The following is a 16,917-nucleotide window of genomic DNA, read 5'->3' as shown; positions in this document are numbered from 1 at the left end:
CAAACCTCCTAGCTCTACAGAGGAGAATTATAGATGAAACTGATTTGTCTAAACACTTTTATGAAAACACCATTAACTTCCGCTTGCCGTCACTGCCACCACTACACTCCTGAAGGAAGACGCGGGGGGGTTTGCGCTCTGCTGAGCGTGCCGGTGCAAAGTCAGTGGAAAGCTTGTACTCTAGCGGTTCCGTCTTTTGGAGAACCTTGGGAAAATATAGCAGAAATTGGACTGTGGCAAGAAGAACAGACTGTGACTGTGCAAGAGGCTGTTACTGTTTCTGAGCGCAATGCCTGCCAGTTGACAGGCACAACTTTAATCGAGCAATCAGCAGCACTGTCGGTTTAGTCGGACAGCAGCAGGAATCATATCATTTTGGATAGGAGCATTGGACATTTCCGATTCGGGAATTACTGATGGCGATCGCAGTCTGGATTTAACAAAGCAGTTTCATTTTTTTGGTGCTAGTAATATCAATACTTACACTTTTCGACGATCGCCTCAATTCGACTTTTGCAACTGACACAAATCAATAGCATCTGTAACTGGAATGAGGGAATCAAAAAACTTATTTGTCGATCGAGCTATGGCAGCCACGGATATTGACTAAAATCCGGTTCCCGTTTGTCCAAAAATGCTTGTTTGCCTTCCGCGCCTTCCTGGGTCATATAGTACAGCAAAGTGGCGTTGCCAGCCAGCTCTTGCAGACCGGCTTGACCGTCGCAGTCGGCATTAAAAGCGGATTTTAAACAGCGAATCGCGATCGGACTTTTTTCGAGAATTTCTCCAGCCCACTGCATCCCTTCGAGTTCGAGTTGTTCCACGGGTACGACACAGTTGACTAAACCCATTTCTAGGGCTTTCTGCGCGCTGTACTGGCGACACAAAAACCAAATTTCCCTGGCTTTTTTCTGGCCGACTACTCTGGCGAGATAGCTGGCACCGAATCCACCGTCGAAACTGCCTACTTTTGGGCCAGTTTGTCCGAAAATGGCATTGTCTGCTGCGATCGTCAAGTCGCAGATCAAGTGTAAAACATGACCGCCGCCGATCGCGTATCCGGCAACTAAAGCAATCACAACTTTGGGCATCGATCGAATCAACTTCTGCAAGTCGAGCACGTTCAGCCGAGGTATGCCACCTTCGTCTACATACCCCGCAGCACCGCGCACGCTTTGGTCGCCACCCGCACAAAAGGCATATTTGCCGTCAGTATGAGGCCCCGCACCGGTAAAGAGGACAACGCCGATTTTTGTGTCTTCGCGGGCATCAGTAAAGGCATCGCACAGTTCTTGCACGGTTTTGGGACGGAAAGCGTTCCGTTTGTGAGGTCGATTGATGGTAATTTTGGCGGTGCCGCCGCTTTTGTGATAAAGAATGTCTTCGTAGGTTTTAGCAGTTTGCCATTCAATTTGCATGATCTATCGGTCGATTTTAGATTTTAGATTTTAGATTCTTCGGCTTCGCGAGCGAACAAGTTTTAGATTTTAGATTTACTTGCTGCATTGCATTTGGAAGCAGGAACAAGCGTCTAAAATTTGGGAAGCATCCGCTCAACAGCTTCGGGGCGCTATACCCGTTGATTCGCGGTCAAGTTGAGATTTGAAACGCCCGCTGGGGGCGATCGATCCAGCGATAAGTCGCTTTTAGATTTTAGAGGGCATTGGACGCATCAAGGCAAAAGAAATCGGGTTTTTTACCGTTTTGGCTGGCTGCAACCTATGTATTTGTCTGAAAAAACCCGGTTTCCGACCGCTCCAAATGAGCGAACTAATAGAAAAAGCATCAAATTCTTTTCCCGGTGTCTGATTCTTGCACGGCCAAAAAACTTTAAGGCGCTGGATTACTGACGCATTAAAAGAGTCAGCAGGTGCTTTCCTGCTTTGGCAAATACTGGATCGCGGGAGGAGAATTCGCTTGGTGCGAGTAATGCTTGAACTTCGGCAAAAGCTTCTGAGTCGAGGGTTCCTTCTTTTGTAAATAAGGTGTCTATGACTGCAATGTGTCTGGAGTCGAGGCCGAGCCGGTTGGCGATCGACTGTAGGTACATTTGCTCCCGCAGGTCGATGTGTCCGTCTACGGCTGACATTTCGTAGCCGGAACCGATGAGCAACAGCTTTTCTGATTCTGAGAAGAAAGCTGTGAGGGTTAGCAATTCCGTGGGGTTGAAGTAAACTTGCTGTTTGGATACTCCTTTGACAAGGCGCTGAATTAGTTCTATTCGACTTGGATCGCCACTGGAAAAGGCTTTGAGAGTCTTTTGCAGCCGTTCTTCTTCTTCAATGGCGATCGTCCTGTCGATAATCATTACTCCGCGCAGGATGGAAATTAGAGCAGTCAGAAATACTACCAAGGGAGTGATATCTTGTTGGCGGAGTTTTTGCCGGCTAATCCGGGACAACAGCTCAACAACTTCAGTGCTAATCGTGGTGGTGTCCATAATTTAAAATTACCCTGGATGGGACTGTGATGTAACTTTATTTTTCGATCTTAAGTGTTTTCAACTAGGTAAGTATGCCATAAATTGCCATAAAAACTTGTTTTACTAGCGATCGCACTTATTCGCTCCGCAGCAAGTGTATAAGTAAGACAATGTTAAACGTTTTTAGTTACATAGGTATACCGTGAATTTGCAAACAGAGCAGTTGTTTATTGGTGATTTTAATTATGCTATTCACAAGGGCTGGATGACTAGGGCTGTGGAACTAGCACGAGCTGCGGGCGATGCGGGTGAAGTGCCGGTGGGTGCTGTCATGGTTGACGGTACTGGTAAGTTGATTGCCGAAGCGCAAAATCGGCGAGAGCGAGACTGCGATCCGACTGCTCACGCTGAAATCTTGGCTCTGCAGGCGGCGGGCAAAGTTTTGCAAGACTGGCATCTCAACCAATGCACGCTCTACGTGACTCTGGAGCCTTGCCCGATGTGCGCTGGTGCGATCGTACAAGCTCGGATCGGTTTGCTGGTATACGGAGCTGATGACCCGAAAACTGGCACGATTCGGACTGCTGCTAATATTCCAGATAGCGCGCCTTCGTGTCACCGCTTGGAGGTACTTGGCGGTATTATGGAGTCTGTTTGTCGAGATCAATTGCTTTCTTGGTTTGAAGCCCGCCGGAAAATTTAACCTGTTAAATTTTTTACTTTCGATCGACAATGTTTAATCGAACTTGGCCGTATTAACTCAAATAATAAGTAATTGCCCGATCGATCTGGCTCCTGATTGCGGTCGGGTTGACTTCGGTGAAAGCCTCTAACAGATTAAGTTTTGGGGTGCTTTCCGCCGGCGAAAAGCAAAATGCCACTAGCAAAAGTGTCCCATCGAAAGATTAAAAGTTTGCTAAACAACATATCCTTAAACTCGATCAGAAAACAGGGTTTTAAACCCCGTCCCTTCAGCAAGCTCATGGCAAGCCTTTGAGGACGGCTTTTAATACTGGAAAACTTTTTCAGGCTTGACAGTATTTTCCCTAACTCTAGTACACTAGAGTATAGATACAGGTAGAATAACCGCTAGCACAAATGGGTGAGAATCCAAAACGACGGGCTAGAAAACAATAATATCTCGTGGGTAGCGAACACCACAAAAACATAGCTAAGGTAGCCACCGCGCACCCATACCAGAAAACTCAAAAACTTAGTAGTTAGATGTACAAGGGCATACGGGAACTTGGGAAGTGATTCCTTAACGCTTGCTTGGGGAGACAAGCCCTCTGGGGCTATTCAAATTAGACTCGCAACTTCGTTCAATCGGACGGTTTTTGGGTTTAAATATTGCCGAAAGGATGGATAGTTTAAAGGTGTGTCAGTGAACCAAGAATCCCCGCGCGTTCACGCGCCCGGAGTGTCAAATATCGATAAAGCAAGTTAACTGCTATGCGCCATAATGCCGCGATCGCCGTTGAGTCCAGTAAATCATCTCTAGTGAAGCCCATGCTTGCCAAGGTAGCACCTAATACCTCTCGCGTTTCTCCTTGGTTAACCTCCTTGCTCTATCCGCTAGGTCACTATGTTGTCCTGCCGTTTTATTTTAGCAAGATTGAAATAACCGGACAGGAGCACTTGCCGAAGGACGGGCCTGTCATCTTGGCCCCTACGCATCGCTCCCGGTGGGATGCGTTGATGATGCCCTATTCAACGGGACAGAAGGTGAGTGGACGCGATTTGCGGTTTATGGTAACTGCCGATGAGGTGCAAGGCTTGCAAGGTTGGTTCATCAGACATTTGGGAGGTTTTGCTGTCGATATCAAGCATCCAGCAATTAGCAGCCTGCGTTATGGCGTGGAATTGCTCCTCGACAAGCAAATGTTGGTGATTTTTCCCGAAGGTGGCATTTTTCAGGATGGTGAAGTTCACCCTCCCAAGCCTGGATTGGCTCGTTTGGCAATGCAGGCAGAGTTGAGCCAACCTGGTTTGGGGGTGAAAATTGTACCGATGAGTATCCGCTACCGCCCGCGCATTCCTCGACGGGGTGCTCGTGTCAAAATTGCGATCGGCGAGCCGCTTTCGGTGGCGGATTATGCTAAAGGTGGCAGTGGTAAAAAAGAAGCGCGATTGTTGACTGCCGATCTTGAAAAGGCTCTGAAAACTCTTGATGAATGTTGATAGTTGACAGTTGGCGGTTGGCAGTTGATAGGAAAGCAGTTGACCAAAGGAATAAGTAATTGTGATATAATGTTTTTTGGTGCTGTCGAGAGTTGCGGCACTTATTTTGCTTGGTTATTGTCTGTATTAAGAGTCAGCATTAATGGATTGTGCTTTGAACTTTAAACCCGGTCAAATTGTCAGTTTAGAATGTGGAAATGCGTGCCTGCATTCAGAGGTGATTGAAGTGGTTGAGGCACGTCAAATTTGTTGGGTGCGCCCTCTAATGTTGGTTGGATTGGTATCGGGGAAGGATTTGCCCCAAAAGTGGCCGGAAGAATACACTTTATCGGATTTGCGAGATGGTGCTGATTTGCTTTGGCCGTTGAGTTTGTTTCGGGCGGCGCTGGATACCGAGGTGATTTCGCTGTTGACTCAGTTGCAGTCTTTGGACTCCGATCGCAAGGATAGCGCGATCGCGTCTCGGCAACTTAGAGATTTTGTCGATCGAGTTTGGGCTGCTTTTCCGAGTGCTTTTCAGTAGTCGGTAGTCAGCAGTCAGCAGTCAGCAGTCAGTAGTCATTAGTTAACAGGTTTCCTTTCTATACTCTAGGCTGGTAACAAGTAGAGAGCATCTGTAGGGAAACGGCACGGCGGCCTGTCTGGCGCGGGAAAGTGCGACTTTTAATAATTGCTATCAGATTGAAGATTGTAGCAAAACTTTTGAAATTGGCATTAAAATACTGCGTGAGAAAGCTCTGCCGGATCGAGATTATTATGAATAACTTGACCGTCGCGGAACCAGACAACGCGGCGAGTTTGGCGCGCTACTTCCGGTTCGTGAGTTACCATCACCACAGTCATGCCGCTTTCATTGAATTCTGTAAAAATATCCATTACTTCTTGAGTAGTTTTAGTATCCAATGCACCAGTCGGTTCATCTGCAAGCAACAAAACCGGACGGTTGACAATCGCCCTGGCGATGGCTACCCGCTGCTGCTGTCCTCCTGATAGTTGATTCGGTTTATTTTGCAGCCGACTTTGCAAGCCTACTTTTGTTAAAGCGTCTACGCCCCGTTCGCGTCTTTCGGCTGCGGGAATGCCTGCATAAACCATCGGTAACATGACGTTTTCTAAGGCTGTTAATTGAGCTAGCAGGTGAAATTGTTGGAATACAAAACCTAATTTTAAATTGCGAATTCCGGCTAATTCTGCTTCGGGCATTTGGGCGACATTTACGCCATCTAGGTAGTAACTGCCGGTCGTAGGTCGATCGAGACAGCCGATAATATTCATGGCTGTAGATTTGCCGGAACCCGATGCGCCCATAATCGAGCAATATTCTCCTTGGGTTACTGTCAAGCTGACGCCGTTGAGGGCGCGCACTTCCAAGTCGCCGATGCCGTAAACTTTTGTTACGTCTTGCAGGCCGACGATGACCGGTTTTGAGGTGTCTTGCGGGTGGAGGTCTGGATGGGTCTGGGTTTGTAGTTCAGGCATTTGTTTTTATGTGCGATCGACACAACTAATTACTAAGTTAACACTTCTGAGAGGTTTTGGCGGGTGGAAGGGCGATGTTTGGACGCTTATAGGACTTACGCAGGGGCGGGCCAGAAACCGGGTTTTTTGACGAAAATAATTGGTTATAGCCCGCAAAAACGCTAAAAACCCGGTTTCTTTGGTCTTAATGAATAAGTCCTAAATTAAACAATTTGTGGCTTAAATGCGATCGGGATCGATGTTCAATTCGCGCAGTTTTGCTGCTAAACGTTCGGCTCTTTGAGATTCTTGTTCGGCTCTTTGAGCTGCTTGTTGTCTGCGCTGACGGTTTAATTCTATCTGTTCAACCAATTCTAAATCCGGTGCTTGAAAGATGTCATTTCTTCCCTCAACCGGATACCACAGTAAATCTGCTGCTACAAATACGTTTGGATCTTTTTTAAACAGCGACTCGCAACCTTCTTGAATTTTGACCATTAAATCAAATTGAGTTGTACTATCTGCTATTGGTTGGCCGTCGCTGGATGGATAAATAATTTGTTCGTTCGTGACTTGCATAGTGGTTGTCTCCGAGAACTATCCGATCTTAATTATACTAGATTGGGTGATATTTATTGAGTTACTGAGTCATCCGTTGTTGCGCGGCTGGTGACGGATATACACCAACTTCTATCAAAATTTGTCGCTCTCTAATCCGCTCATTATGATTAAATTCTAGAATTCTTGCTGTCACTTCTTCAATATCTGTTCTTGGTTGAATTGCAGCTTCATCTAAGCGAAAATGTTCTCCCCAAAAATCTCTGCGCGGGTTGAAAAAACGCACCAATTCTCCAGTCCGCCAAACAATTGAGCCTAAATCTGTTCCTTTCTGTAAGTTGCAGAAAATACAAGCATAGGCGAGGTTATCGGCTGTTGTTTCTCCACCATGTTTGACGCTGATGATGTGGTCAACTTGACAGCCTGATGCTCTGTTTGTCTCTGCAATGAGGCAGTATTCGCAAATGCGATCGGCACGGAGAGCAACTAAACGCCTAAGTTCGACGCTAATGTAAGGACGAGGCATAAAAAACTTACTCTTTGACGACGTGTTTGTGAGCGACTGCTTTGATGAGAGTCAACAGATGTTCTATAACTAGAAAGTTGTCTAATTCGGTTTTTTCATCGGTGGTCAAATCTTGGTTGTTGTGTGAGTAAATTAGGTCGGCGATATGCTCTTTTGCTTCTTCGGATAGTTGAAAGTTGAGAATGCTTTCGGGAGTAGCGCCTGCAGCAAAAAACTCAACTATTTCTGCATAAGCTTGGGGGATTTTAGTGGCTACAGTCATAACTTGTTTCTCTTTTTTTTGTTTATATCACAGCTTGTCTAATTTTGCCAATTGTTTCTCAGCAAATTCGCGGACTTGTTCATCTGGATCGTTGGCAAATCGATCGCGAAGTATTTCTAATGTTTTCGGGCGATCGGGATATTGCTTAAACATGATTTCAAGTGCTATTTTTCTGGGATTATCTTGGAAGTCGAACATGCGTTCACAAGGATGATTGATAGCAATGTCACACAATAATTCAAATGTTTCCGGGTCATCTTTCCACCTCCGTGCTAATTCTTCTACTGCTGAAGAGCGCACATCCCAATCATCGTCAGATTGAGCGCGTTGTTTTAGCCAAGGTAAGGTTTCCGGGTCATCTGTCCAGCCCCGTGCTAATTCTTCTACTGCTGCACGTCGCACAATCAAACCATCATCAGATTGAGCCAGTTGTTTTAGCCAAGGTAAGGTTTTTGGGTCATCTTTCCACCTCCGTGCTAATTCTTCGACTGCTGCACGTCGCACAATCGAATCATCGTTAGATTGAGCCAGTTGTTTTAGCCAAGGTAAGGTTTCTGGGTCATGTTTCCACCCCCGTGCTAATTCTTCGACTGCTGAAGAACGCACATCAGAATAATTATTAGATTGAGTAATTTGTTTGAACCAAGGTAAGATTTCCGGTTTATGTTTCCACCCCCTTACTAGCTCTTGAAATGCTTTTTTTTGCACATTCCAATCATCGTAAGATTGAGCCATTGTTTTTAGCCAAGGTAAGGTTCCCGGGTCATCTTTGCACCCCCGTGCTAATTCTTGGACTGCTGAAGAACGCTGATTCGGATCATCATTAAATCGAACCACATCTTTGAGCCAAGATAAAATTTTAAAGTCTATTTTCCACCCCCGTAATAATTCTTGAACTGCTGTAACTTGCATACCCAAATTATCATCATGTTCAGCTATTTCGTTGAGTATAGTTAAGGTTTCCGGGTCATCTTTCCACCCCCGTGCTAATTCTTGGACTGCTGCACGTCGCACAGCCGAATCATCGTCAGATTGAGCCAGTTGTTTGAACCAAGGTAAGGTTTCTGGGTCTTCTTTCCAAGTAAAAGCGATCGCACTTACTGCTTGAGTGCGAATTTTTTCAACTAAATCTGCCTCTTCTCCATAAGGTTCATAAGAGTAATTGAGATCGTACTTCGTTAACTCTTTTAATCGCTCCAGCAATTGACTATCAACAGCAGCAATCACCTTTCTATCCCTCACCTCATCCAAACACTTCGCGGCCAAAAACAGGTTGGTAAACTTTTGGACTTCCCCATCTTGCTCAATCAAAAATTGAATCACTTCCCCTGTAAGCTTGCCAGCAATCAATCCCGCAATCAAACACAAAACTTCCTGCCAAGATTCATCATCCCAGTGCGGGCCAAAAACTTCTGCTTTCAATTCATCCAGCGAAAGTTCTAAAGCCTGAACCCTATTCACCACTTGCGACGCACAGAAATATTCCAAAAAACTGCGGTGTATAAATCCGTAACTGTCCGCACCCAAATCACATAAAATAAAATTGCGGGTTCGCAGTTGATTAACGATCAACTTTGCCCGGTTTCTCGGTTGGTCAAAATCTTTATTCTTCAGATATGCTGTCAGAATATCCTCCAAATCTTCGGCACTAATAATATTACCAGCCAACCCTTCAGGTGCTGCTTGCATTTTCCAAGCAACTCGCCGCAGCATTTCTTGCTTGTCTTTAGCATCAATCGTTTTTGGATCGAGCCTGCTATCCTCTACTAATGACCTTTCCACATCCCATTGATACAGCAATATCCGCGAAGCTTGATTGTAAAGTTCCGCCCTGTCTCTCGGCAATTCTTGACTGCGATTCAAAATCGCCATAATCGTCAACAATAACGGATTTCCCGCTAAATCTCGAATTGTTGATGAATACTCTAGCGCTCTTTTCATACGATCGCAAATTCGCACTTTTTCCCTAGCATCCGTAAAAGTCAACTCATGCCAGCGGTGCACAAAATCCTGAATCTGTGCCGGATTCAAGTCTTGCAGGATAAAGTGATGGAACTCCGCATCTTGCAACCGTTTAGGCTTGTAGCCAATAATCCGAGAGGTGACAATCACTCGCACGCGCGGATACTCGTTGGTAAACCGATGAATCGCGGTAATTACATCTTCTCGTTTCCCCGAATCGAAAATTTCATCTAATCCGTCGAACATCACCACAGCGTCGCCGGCTTTCAGCTTTTCCTGCAATTGATGCTGATTTAAGTGACAAATTGAACCGGGACTTTGATGGAAAAATTCGAGGAAGTTCTGGCAATGTCCTGATTCCCCGCTGCGAATGTAAATCCGCAATTCTATCAACAGCGGAATCGGGAGAGATGTGACGCTATTTAAGGGCGATCGCGCCCAGGTTCATGCTAAATATTGTAACAGAGTAGATTTACCCGAACCCGGATCGCCTAAAATCACAATGTAGGGATAATTTGACTTGTCATTGATGACATCTAACACAGATACGATCGCCTGCGAAAAATAACCGCGCCGATATTTCTCTAAATTTTCAAGTGCGATCGCCTTTAATTGAGCGCAATCTTGCAACCGCCTTTGATGTTCCTTGGGAATTTCGTAAGCTTGCGGCCGAAATGACTCGTAAATTAAGCGCACATCTTGGAAAATAAAGATTTGCCAAACTTTCAGCTTTTCCCGATAATCGTAGGTATTGGTATCGACGCTGCTTAAATCCAGATTGCTGTAACGTTCGCACAAAGCCTCTTGATATTGTCTCAAATCAAAATCGGGGATAATCCCAGCAATTTCTTGAGTGTTTTTCTGAATGCTATCAAGATTTTGAGCATTCAAGATATCCCGCAAATCTTTTGAGTCAAACAGAATTTCTTGAACTTCGGCGAGATACTGATTGGCGATGGTTTGCCACTTAAATCTGGCGGGTAAAGCAGCTAAATCTAGTTGACTCCAGGTTTGTTCGAGAAGTTCTGCATCAAGGGATTCGCGATCGCTCTCAAAGCCCTTACCCAAAATTTCCTTAACTGACTTGTTGCTGATAAACTTTTTAACATCTTTAATATACAGCTTAATCTGTTCGGGGGAACGTCCGCTGATTTTCAACTGCTGTTGTACTAACTCCAAAAACTTTTTCAGCGCTTTACCCGCAGCGACTTGTCGGGGGTCTTTTTCGCCAAATAAGACATTTTTTAGGGAATCTTTAAAAAAATCTTTAGCAAAATCCTTCGCGCCGTCTTTGACTAAATCTTCTAAGATGGGTTTAACGATAATGCCGACTCCTTGAGTTACTCCCCACAGCAAAAGCCAATCAATCATAAAGCTAGCCTAAAAATAAATTTATGTTTATAATATAGCAATTATCAAGGATTTGTGAAGCTCAAAAAACTGTACGGGCAATCTCTCCCGTTACCTCGATAGGTTAGGATAGTATCAGTCTTCTGTCGCTGCAATTATCCCAGATCACCCCTTGAAAAAGGGCGGACAAGATTCCGATCGAATTCTCCCTTCTTAAGGGGGATGCGAGGGGGAGCGAGACTTCAGCTACAATTAGCCATTCCTTCAACGACCGCCCAAAAATAGTTACATTTTTATATAGTTTTAGCGATTTGCTTGTGCTATACTTTAATAATGGTGATGGTGGCAATTTTAAAATTAATGCACAAATTTCTATTATCTAATAATACCATGTCAAGGGCAAGAAGTAAAGTAGTTGACCCCAAAAAAAATGAAAAATTTTTGAGATATCATGAAAAAAAGTAAAGCGCAAAAATCGTCAAATAAAGATAGGAAACTAGCGACAATTATGACATACGACTACGACTTGTTTGTGATAGGTGCAGGTTCCGGCGGATTGGCGAGTTCCAAGCGCGCGGCATCCTACGGGGCGAAGGTGGCGATCGCCGAAAATGACTTAGTAGGCGGCACCTGCGTAATTCGCGGCTGCGTCCCCAAAAAACTGATGGTTTACGCCTCTACATTTTCGCACCTTTACGAAGATGCGGTGGGCTACGGTTGGAGTCCAGTAGAAAGCAGTTTCGATTGGGAAAAACTCGTCACCAGCGTAGACACAGAAGTGCGGCGGCTGAGCAAACTGCACATCAGCTTCCTTGAAAAAGCTGGAGTGGAATTAATCTCAGGATACGCCAAATTTATCGACGCCCACACCGTCGAAGTTGGCGATAAAAAATACACGGCTGCTAAAATCTTAATTGCAGTCGGTGGCGAAGCTCACAGGGTGGACATTCCTGGTATCGAACACGCCATTACTTCCCGCGAAATCTTCTTGATCAAAGAGCAGCCGAAACGGTTGGCAATTTGGGGAGGAGGTTACATCGGCGTTGAATTTGCCTGCATTATGAACGGTTTAGGAAGTCAAGTAACTCAAATCATCCGGCGTGATTTAATTTTGAATGAATTTGATGGAGAAATTCGCACTAACGTGCAGGAAGGAATGGTTAAGCACGGGATCAATTTTGTGACTGGAAGCTCGATCGCCCAAATTGAAAAAACCCCGGAAGGCTTAAAATTAACTTTGTCGGGAGAATCGGAAGAAACCTTGACAGTTGATGCGCTTTTGTGTGCTACTGGACGATCGCCCAATTTGGAAAAATTGGGTTTGGAAAATGCGGGAGTAGAAACCGATAAAGGTGCGATCGCAGTTACCAAAGACAGCCGCACCAGTCAACCGCACATTTTTGCCGTCGGAGATTGCACCAACCGGATTAATTTAACGCCAATTGCGATCGCCGAAGGACGCGCTTTTGCCGATACTGAATTTGGCAACAATCCCAGAGCAATTAGTTACGAAAATGTGGCCTCAGCCGTATTTTCCCAGCCGGAAGCGGCTACAGTCGGCTTAAATGAAGAGCAGGCTAGAGCAAAGTTTCCCGAATCAATTAAGTGCTACACAGCCAAGTTTCGACCGATGTTTTATTCTTTGACAGGTGCAGACGAAAAGACTTTTGTCAAGTTAGTTGTTGAGACTAATACTGACAAAGTTTTGGGCGTACACATGGTGGGGAAAGACGCGGGCGAGATTATTCAAGGAATGGCGATCGCGGTTAATATGGGAGCTACGAAGAAAGACTTCGACGCGACGATCGGCATTCATCCATCGACTGCTGAAGAGTTTGTGACTCTGCGGTAAATCTTAAATCGGGACAGCCCGCAAATTACTCGTATTACTCGTTACCAGGCTCTTCCTGGTAACGCTTCTGGGGCGAGGAAGAGCCTCCTCTTTCCCCAGCGAGGCAGAGCCTCTAGATATAGGTTCCCCGGCAGAGCCTCTTAACCAGTCAAATCAGTTAAACCCATGCGGTAGTTGGTTTTCCCTTCTTCCGACGGACTTACATCCGTTACATCCGTTACATCCGCTACATCCGCTACAAAAGAAGCGGACGTACTTCCTTCTTCAATAATTTGAACCTTTTTCACACCTCTCCTGTCTAAACACTTCAGATAACGAACTGGTGGGGGAGACTTCACAGGTGTTAGGTGTGTCAGCCAATGTTTTAAACGATGACTGTTCCGACTCGGACTTAGTTGCTGAGTGTCTAAAGGGCGATCGCACTTGCTTTCGCTACCTTTACAAACGCTACCAACACAAAGTCAGGTCAACCCTTTACCAACTCTGCGGCCCGTCACTTCTTGACGATCTAGCACAAGAAGTATTCCTGCGGGTATGGAAAGGATTGCCAAAACTCAAACAACAAGACAATTTTTCTACTTGGCTTTATCGAATCACTTGGAATGTGGCTTCCGACCAAAGACAAGCATTTGCTAAACAGCATTCTTTTGACTCCAAGCTCAAAAATCAAGAAACAATGGAGCGAGTTATTGTAAACAATCACACATCCGACTTGATGCAGTTACACTATCAAGATTTAGTGCAGCGCGGCCTGGATCAATTGAGCTTTGAACACCGCAGCGTTTTGGTGTTGCACGACCTAGAAGATATCCCGCAAAAAGAAGTATCCCAAATTTTGGGACTGCCATCAGGGACTGTCAAATCTCGCGTGTTTTATGCCAGAAATGCTATGCGGCAATTTTTGCAAAAACAGGGAGTTCACGAACTATGAAGGACGGAAATAGTGACAAAAAATTAGTTAATTTTTTAAAGCAACATCGCCCAAATGTTCCTGAATCTGCCCCAGATTTTGAGCTAAAACTTTTAGCAGCAATAGATAGAAATGAGGCGACGGTAGAGTTAAATCACCTAGGAGAAGCGCGATCGATCGAGGCCACTAAAAAGTCAAAAATCCTTCGTTTTCCCAAATGGGCTTTTCCTACTGCGATCGCTGCAAGTCTGCTAGTTTTTGGGTCAGGTTATCGCGTCCTAGTTACCGCACAACATCAGAAGGATGAGGCGGCACACCTAGAAGCATTTCTTGTCAATAACTGGGAGGCTGTATTGAAGGAGCCTCCAGCGGAAAACTTGCTGGAACGCTCGCCAACTGACTTGTTTAATTACGCTGTTACTCCTGACAGCGAACAACCAAAAAATAACTAATCTCAAAGAGGTAATTTTCATGTCTATTCGCCGCATTTCTGCCCTAGCAGTTTTAATGTTAACCCTCGGCACTACAGCCGCTGCGACAGCCGTTTCTGCCCCCGCCCAAGCCGAAACAATTGCCCAAAATCAGCGTCCCAATCGACCCGCTGGCAAGAAAGGCGGGCTGTTCGAGCAACTCAATTTAAGCGCCGATCAAAAGCAGAAAATGCAGGCTGTGCGCGATCGCTACAAAGACCAAGTTTCCCAGCGAATGCAAGCCGTCCGCCAAGCCAGACAAGAATTGGAAACAATGATGTCTAGTGCGACAGCAAATGCCAGCCAAATGCGCGATAAAAACCGCCAAATCATGGGATTGAGACAGCAGTTAGAAGAAGCGCAATTTGAAAGTATGCTAGGAATGCGAGAAGTGCTCACGCCCGAACAGCGCAGCCAACTATCTCAACTGATGCAGCAGCGCAGGGAATCTGCTAAAAACCGGAGGCAAAACAGCCAAAAACCGCAGTAATACCATTTTTCTAAAGATGTGGTATAGATGAAGTCTTAGCCCCCCCGAACTCGCGGGGGGGTTGGGGGGGGTTAATATCTAGCGCTACTTTATGAAATGGGTATAACATACAAGTAGTTTTGAGTCGATATTCTAGTATTTCTGGTGCGCGCTACTCAAGAATCAATTTGTAGCCTGCGCCTGAAGCACAGGAGAGTTAACTGTCAGCCACTAGAACTCAGTCAAACTGCAAAAAGTAATTTTACCCGCTAGTTATATTGGCAAGGTGTGCAGTGTTTACCCTACAATCAAGTTGTAAGGTATGCACTGCACACCTTACTGATTGAAGTTACAATAATTACAGTTCGCGATCGCATTAATACCACATAAATCAGATTTTGACCGGGATTATATCATGTCCGATCGACTACCATAACAAAAACGGTTCGTAGTGCGTCCTGGTTTCCGCTCCGGGATTGCGGTAAAGTCCGCACGCGCGATCGTTACTTATTGCGGTCAATCTATCGGATATTATATTAAAGGTTTAGATGCAGTTGTTTGGGGAAAGGAAACGATTTTTAATCAAATAATCCGTCCGGGACTAAATTAGTTAGTAAATCTCATCAAAATTTCGGAATGAATATACAGAATAATTCAACTTACATTTATTTACACGGATTTGCTTCAAGTCCAGATTCAGCTAAGGCTAAATATTTCCAAAATCGCTTTTCTTCCCTAGGAATTGACCTAAAAACTCCCGATCTCAATCAAAACGATTTTTCCAGTCTCACCCTCACCCGCCAATTAAACCAAATAGAAACAGAATTTTTGCCAACCCAATCCTCCCCATCTCCGGCAGAAAATGTAAAAGATTTAGGGGAAGTTACAATCATTGGGTCAAGTTTTGGCGGCTTGACAGCGGCTTGGTTGGCCCAGCGAGAATTATCGGTAAAACGAATAGTTTTGTTGGCACCGGCTTTTCAATTTCTCTCTCACTGGCTGCCGCTGCTGGGACAGCAACAGTTAGAAAAGTGGCAGTCTGAGGAGTATTTACCAGTTTATCACTACGGCGAACAGCGCAATCTGCCGCTGAATTATCAGTTTGTGGCAGAAATGTCTCAATACCCTGACGAAAAATTAATGCGACCAGTCCCTACGTTAATTGTTCACGGGAAGCATGATACAATCATACCGATTCAAGCTAGCAGAAATTTTTCCGAGCACCGTCCCTGGGTGCAATTAATCGAATTAGAAGACGATCATTCTTTGGGAAATGTCCTAACGGAAATTTGGGAAGCGATTCAAAAGTTTTGCCAATTTCCCCATTCAACTTAGACTTCACCAAAAAATTGGTACAAGTTTCCGACAATCCCCAATTATCGAACATAACATTTTAGACTTTTTTTCAAACTCTCAGATTTAATGGGAGAGTTAATCGAAAATCTAAAATTCTTCAATTTCAAATCGACTTACCAACTTGCAAGTGTCAACAATCAAATGACTGAACAAGATTCATCGACTCGCACCTTAGCCGTTGACATTGGCGGAAGCGGCATCAAAGTTATGGTTTTGAACGCTGAAGGTGAACCTCAGACGGAACGCAGCCGTTTAGAAACGCCTCAACCGCCGAAACCCGAACCCGTACTAGAGGCGATCGCCTCTTTAGCCAGCGGACAAGGAGAATTTGACCGAGTATCCGTCGGTTTTCCCGGCGTAGTTTGTCGCGGAATCACCAAAACCGCAGTAAATTTAGATCCGTCTTGGGTCGATTTTGACCTAGCAACTACCCTCAAAGACCGTTTGGGAAAACCTGTGCGAGTGGCGAATGATGCCGACATTCAAGGATTGGGATCGATCGCTGGGACGGGCGTAGAATTAGTAATTACCCTCGGCACCGGTTTCGGTTCTTCCTTATTTGTCGATGGTATTTTGGTGCCAAATCTAGAGTTAGGACATCACCCGTTTCGCAAAGGGGAAACTTACGAACAGCAATTAGGGCGATCGGCATTAGATGCAGTCGGCACCAAAAGATGGAATCGCCGTCTGGAAAAAGCGCTGGTATGTCTGCAAAATCTGTTTAACTGCGATCGGCTTTACATCGGTGGCGGCAATACAAAAAAAATTGCTTTTGATTTACCGCCGCAGGCTAAAATAGTACCGAATGTCAGCGGTTTGTTGGGCGGGATCGCTTTGTGGCGCGATTTAAATAATCATTAGTCATTAGTCATTGGTCATTAATTATTATACCTCTTGCAAAATAATTTTATGCTATAGTAAAGGGTTTGGCTTAAGTGGAGCAGATTGCAGGTTATATCAGCACTTTACAATTATGAGTTAGCTCTGGGGTCTAAAACTCAAAACCTTTAATTATAACATATATTTTTTTGCAAGAGGTCTATTAGTCATTAGTCATCAGTTATTTGTTAGAATGAATAATTCACCAACTAGATATTAGAGATTAATGACTAATAACCCTAATAGTGTAAAACTAAATCGT

The 16,917-nt window shown here is 44.9% G+C and carries 19 protein-coding genes; 10 read left to right on the top strand and 9 right to left on the bottom strand.

Going from position 1 to position 16,917, the window contains the following annotated elements; translation table 11 throughout:
* Nucleotides 1-60: 60 nt before the first annotated feature.
* Nucleotides 61-348 carry a hypothetical protein gene (locus tag AACV78_RS24430; protein ID WP_228041999.1) on the top strand — a complete coding sequence of 96 codons (288 nt, stop codon included), beginning with the start codon at nt 61-63 and terminating at the stop codon, nt 346-348.
* Nucleotides 349-584: 236 nt separating this feature from the next.
* Here AACV78_RS24430 and menB read toward each other — a convergent pair whose 3' ends face one another.
* A complete protein-coding gene (gene menB, locus AACV78_RS24425) occupies nt 585-1,418 on the bottom strand; it encodes a 1,4-dihydroxy-2-naphthoyl-CoA synthase (protein WP_194010981.1) in 834 nt (277 codons plus the stop codon).
* Between the two features lie 425 nt (nt 1,419-1,843).
* Nucleotides 1,844-2,440 (bottom strand): TerB family tellurite resistance protein, encoded by a 597-nt coding sequence (locus AACV78_RS24420; RefSeq protein WP_194010982.1) that lies wholly within the window; start codon nt 2,438-2,440, stop codon nt 1,844-1,846.
* Nucleotides 2,441-2,687: 247 nt separating this feature from the next.
* On the opposite strand from AACV78_RS24420, the gene AACV78_RS24415 reads away from it, so the two are divergent.
* From AACV78_RS24415 to AACV78_RS24405, 3 genes are all read left to right on the top strand, one after another.
* The gene (locus AACV78_RS24415; protein WP_228042006.1) at nt 2,688-3,125 is read left to right on the top strand and encodes a nucleoside deaminase; all 438 of its coding nucleotides are present in this window, start codon (nt 2,688-2,690) and stop codon (nt 3,123-3,125) included.
* Between the two features lie 749 nt (nt 3,126-3,874).
* Entirely contained in the window at nt 3,875-4,603 is a 729-nt protein-coding gene (locus AACV78_RS24410; RefSeq protein WP_194010984.1) for a lysophospholipid acyltransferase family protein, read from the top strand.
* 142 nt (nt 4,604-4,745) lie between these two features.
* The gene (locus AACV78_RS24405; protein ID WP_194010985.1) at nt 4,746-5,126 is read left to right on the top strand and encodes a hypothetical protein; all 381 of its coding nucleotides are present in this window, start codon (nt 4,746-4,748) and stop codon (nt 5,124-5,126) included.
* Nucleotides 5,127-5,317: 191 nt separating this feature from the next.
* Here the strand turns inward: AACV78_RS24405 and AACV78_RS24400 are convergent, their stop codons facing one another.
* The 6 genes from AACV78_RS24400 to AACV78_RS24375 form a co-directional block, all read right to left on the bottom strand.
* Complete coding sequence (locus AACV78_RS24400; protein WP_228041998.1) at nt 5,318-6,082, bottom strand: ABC transporter ATP-binding protein; 765 nt, start codon at nt 6,080-6,082, stop codon at nt 5,318-5,320.
* 219 nt (nt 6,083-6,301) lie between these two features.
* The gene (locus AACV78_RS24395) at nt 6,302-6,640 is read right to left on the bottom strand and encodes a hypothetical protein (protein ID WP_194010986.1); all 339 of its coding nucleotides are present in this window, start codon (nt 6,638-6,640) and stop codon (nt 6,302-6,304) included.
* Between the two features lie 61 nt (nt 6,641-6,701).
* Nucleotides 6,702-7,145: an HNH endonuclease gene (locus AACV78_RS24390; protein WP_194010987.1), complete on the bottom strand. Its 444-nt coding sequence runs from the start codon at nt 7,143-7,145 to the stop codon at nt 6,702-6,704.
* A 7-nt stretch (nt 7,146-7,152) separates the two neighbouring features.
* Complete coding sequence (locus tag AACV78_RS24385) at nt 7,153-7,407, bottom strand: hypothetical protein (protein WP_194010988.1); 255 nt, start codon at nt 7,405-7,407, stop codon at nt 7,153-7,155.
* A gap of 27 nt (nt 7,408-7,434) precedes the next feature.
* Nucleotides 7,435-9,762 (bottom strand): HEAT repeat domain-containing protein, encoded by a 2,328-nt coding sequence (locus tag AACV78_RS24380; RefSeq protein ID WP_228041997.1) that lies wholly within the window; start codon nt 9,760-9,762, stop codon nt 7,435-7,437.
* Nucleotides 9,763-9,813: 51 nt separating this feature from the next.
* A complete protein-coding gene (locus tag AACV78_RS24375) occupies nt 9,814-10,740 on the bottom strand; it encodes an NACHT domain-containing protein (RefSeq protein WP_228041996.1) in 927 nt (308 codons plus the stop codon).
* Between the two features lie 487 nt (nt 10,741-11,227).
* Here AACV78_RS24375 and gor point away from each other — a divergent pair, with 487 nt between their 5' ends.
* Nucleotides 11,228-12,571: a glutathione-disulfide reductase gene (gor, locus tag AACV78_RS24370; protein WP_194010989.1), complete on the top strand. Its 1,344-nt coding sequence runs from the start codon at nt 11,228-11,230 to the stop codon at nt 12,569-12,571.
* A gap of 140 nt (nt 12,572-12,711) precedes the next feature.
* Here the strand turns inward: gor and AACV78_RS24365 are convergent, their stop codons facing one another.
* On the bottom strand, nt 12,712-12,858 hold the full coding sequence (locus AACV78_RS24365) for a hypothetical protein (RefSeq protein WP_194010990.1): 147 nt from the start codon (nt 12,856-12,858) through the stop codon (nt 12,712-12,714).
* Nucleotides 12,859-12,911: 53 nt separating this feature from the next.
* On the opposite strand from AACV78_RS24365, the gene AACV78_RS24360 reads away from it, so the two are divergent.
* The 5 genes from AACV78_RS24360 (at nt 12,912) to AACV78_RS24340 (ending at nt 16,637) form a co-directional block, all read left to right on the top strand.
* Nucleotides 12,912-13,502, top strand: a complete 591-nt coding sequence (locus AACV78_RS24360) for a sigma-70 family RNA polymerase sigma factor (protein WP_194011000.1) — start codon at nt 12,912-12,914, stop codon at nt 13,500-13,502.
* Entirely contained in the window at nt 13,499-13,933 is a 435-nt protein-coding gene (locus AACV78_RS24355) for a hypothetical protein (protein WP_194010991.1), read from the top strand. Before AACV78_RS24360 ends, AACV78_RS24355 begins: the two co-directional genes overlap by 4 nt.
* 19 nt (nt 13,934-13,952) lie before the next feature.
* The gene (locus AACV78_RS24350) at nt 13,953-14,441 is read left to right on the top strand and encodes a Spy/CpxP family protein refolding chaperone (RefSeq protein ID WP_194010992.1); all 489 of its coding nucleotides are present in this window, start codon (nt 13,953-13,955) and stop codon (nt 14,439-14,441) included.
* A gap of 615 nt (nt 14,442-15,056) precedes the next feature.
* Complete coding sequence (locus tag AACV78_RS24345; RefSeq protein WP_194010993.1) at nt 15,057-15,755, top strand: YqiA/YcfP family alpha/beta fold hydrolase; 699 nt, start codon at nt 15,057-15,059, stop codon at nt 15,753-15,755.
* A gap of 162 nt (nt 15,756-15,917) precedes the next feature.
* Nucleotides 15,918-16,637 carry an ROK family protein gene (locus AACV78_RS24340; RefSeq protein WP_194010994.1) on the top strand — a complete coding sequence of 240 codons (720 nt, stop codon included), beginning with the start codon at nt 15,918-15,920 and terminating at the stop codon, nt 16,635-16,637.
* Nucleotides 16,638-16,917 lie beyond the last annotated feature (280 nt).

The sequence above is a fragment of the Tychonema sp. LEGE 07196 genome (assembly GCF_963890365.1).
Classification (GTDB): domain Bacteria; phylum Cyanobacteriota; class Cyanobacteriia; order Cyanobacteriales; family Microcoleaceae; genus Microcoleus.
The sequence above is the reverse complement of the archived record's forward strand: the minus strand, read 5'-3'. Positions and strand labels throughout refer to the sequence as shown.

What these genes read in the sequence shown, in the direction of transcription:
- AACV78_RS24430 (WP_228041999.1), top strand. Translation starts at nt 61, where the DNA reads ATGAAAACACCATTAACTTCCGCTTGCCGTCACTGCCACCACTACACT.
- menB (WP_194010981.1), bottom strand. Translation starts at nt 1,418, where the DNA reads ATGCAAATTGAATGGCAAACTGCTAAAACCTACGAAGACATTCTTTAT.
- AACV78_RS24420 (WP_194010982.1), bottom strand. Translation starts at nt 2,440, where the DNA reads ATGGACACCACCACGATTAGCACTGAAGTTGTTGAGCTGTTGTCCCGG.
- AACV78_RS24415 (WP_228042006.1), top strand. Translation starts at nt 2,688, where the DNA reads ATGACTAGGGCTGTGGAACTAGCACGAGCTGCGGGCGATGCGGGTGAA.
- AACV78_RS24410 (WP_194010984.1), top strand. Translation starts at nt 3,875, where the DNA reads ATGCGCCATAATGCCGCGATCGCCGTTGAGTCCAGTAAATCATCTCTA.
- AACV78_RS24405 (WP_194010985.1), top strand. Translation starts at nt 4,746, where the DNA reads ATGGATTGTGCTTTGAACTTTAAACCCGGTCAAATTGTCAGTTTAGAA.
- AACV78_RS24400 (WP_228041998.1), bottom strand. Translation starts at nt 6,082, where the DNA reads ATGCCTGAACTACAAACCCAGACCCATCCAGACCTCCACCCGCAAGAC.
- AACV78_RS24395 (WP_194010986.1), bottom strand. Translation starts at nt 6,640, where the DNA reads ATGCAAGTCACGAACGAACAAATTATTTATCCATCCAGCGACGGCCAA.
- AACV78_RS24390 (WP_194010987.1), bottom strand. Translation starts at nt 7,145, where the DNA reads ATGCCTCGTCCTTACATTAGCGTCGAACTTAGGCGTTTAGTTGCTCTC.
- AACV78_RS24385 (WP_194010988.1), bottom strand. Translation starts at nt 7,407, where the DNA reads ATGACTGTAGCCACTAAAATCCCCCAAGCTTATGCAGAAATAGTTGAG.
- AACV78_RS24375 (WP_228041996.1), bottom strand. Translation starts at nt 10,740, where the DNA reads ATGATTGATTGGCTTTTGCTGTGGGGAGTAACTCAAGGAGTCGGCATT.
- gor (WP_194010989.1), top strand. Translation starts at nt 11,228, where the DNA reads ATGACATACGACTACGACTTGTTTGTGATAGGTGCAGGTTCCGGCGGA.
- AACV78_RS24355 (WP_194010991.1), top strand. Translation starts at nt 13,499, where the DNA reads ATGAAGGACGGAAATAGTGACAAAAAATTAGTTAATTTTTTAAAGCAA.
- AACV78_RS24350 (WP_194010992.1), top strand. Translation starts at nt 13,953, where the DNA reads ATGTCTATTCGCCGCATTTCTGCCCTAGCAGTTTTAATGTTAACCCTC.
- AACV78_RS24345 (WP_194010993.1), top strand. Translation starts at nt 15,057, where the DNA reads ATGAATATACAGAATAATTCAACTTACATTTATTTACACGGATTTGCT.
- AACV78_RS24340 (WP_194010994.1), top strand. Translation starts at nt 15,918, where the DNA reads ATGACTGAACAAGATTCATCGACTCGCACCTTAGCCGTTGACATTGGC.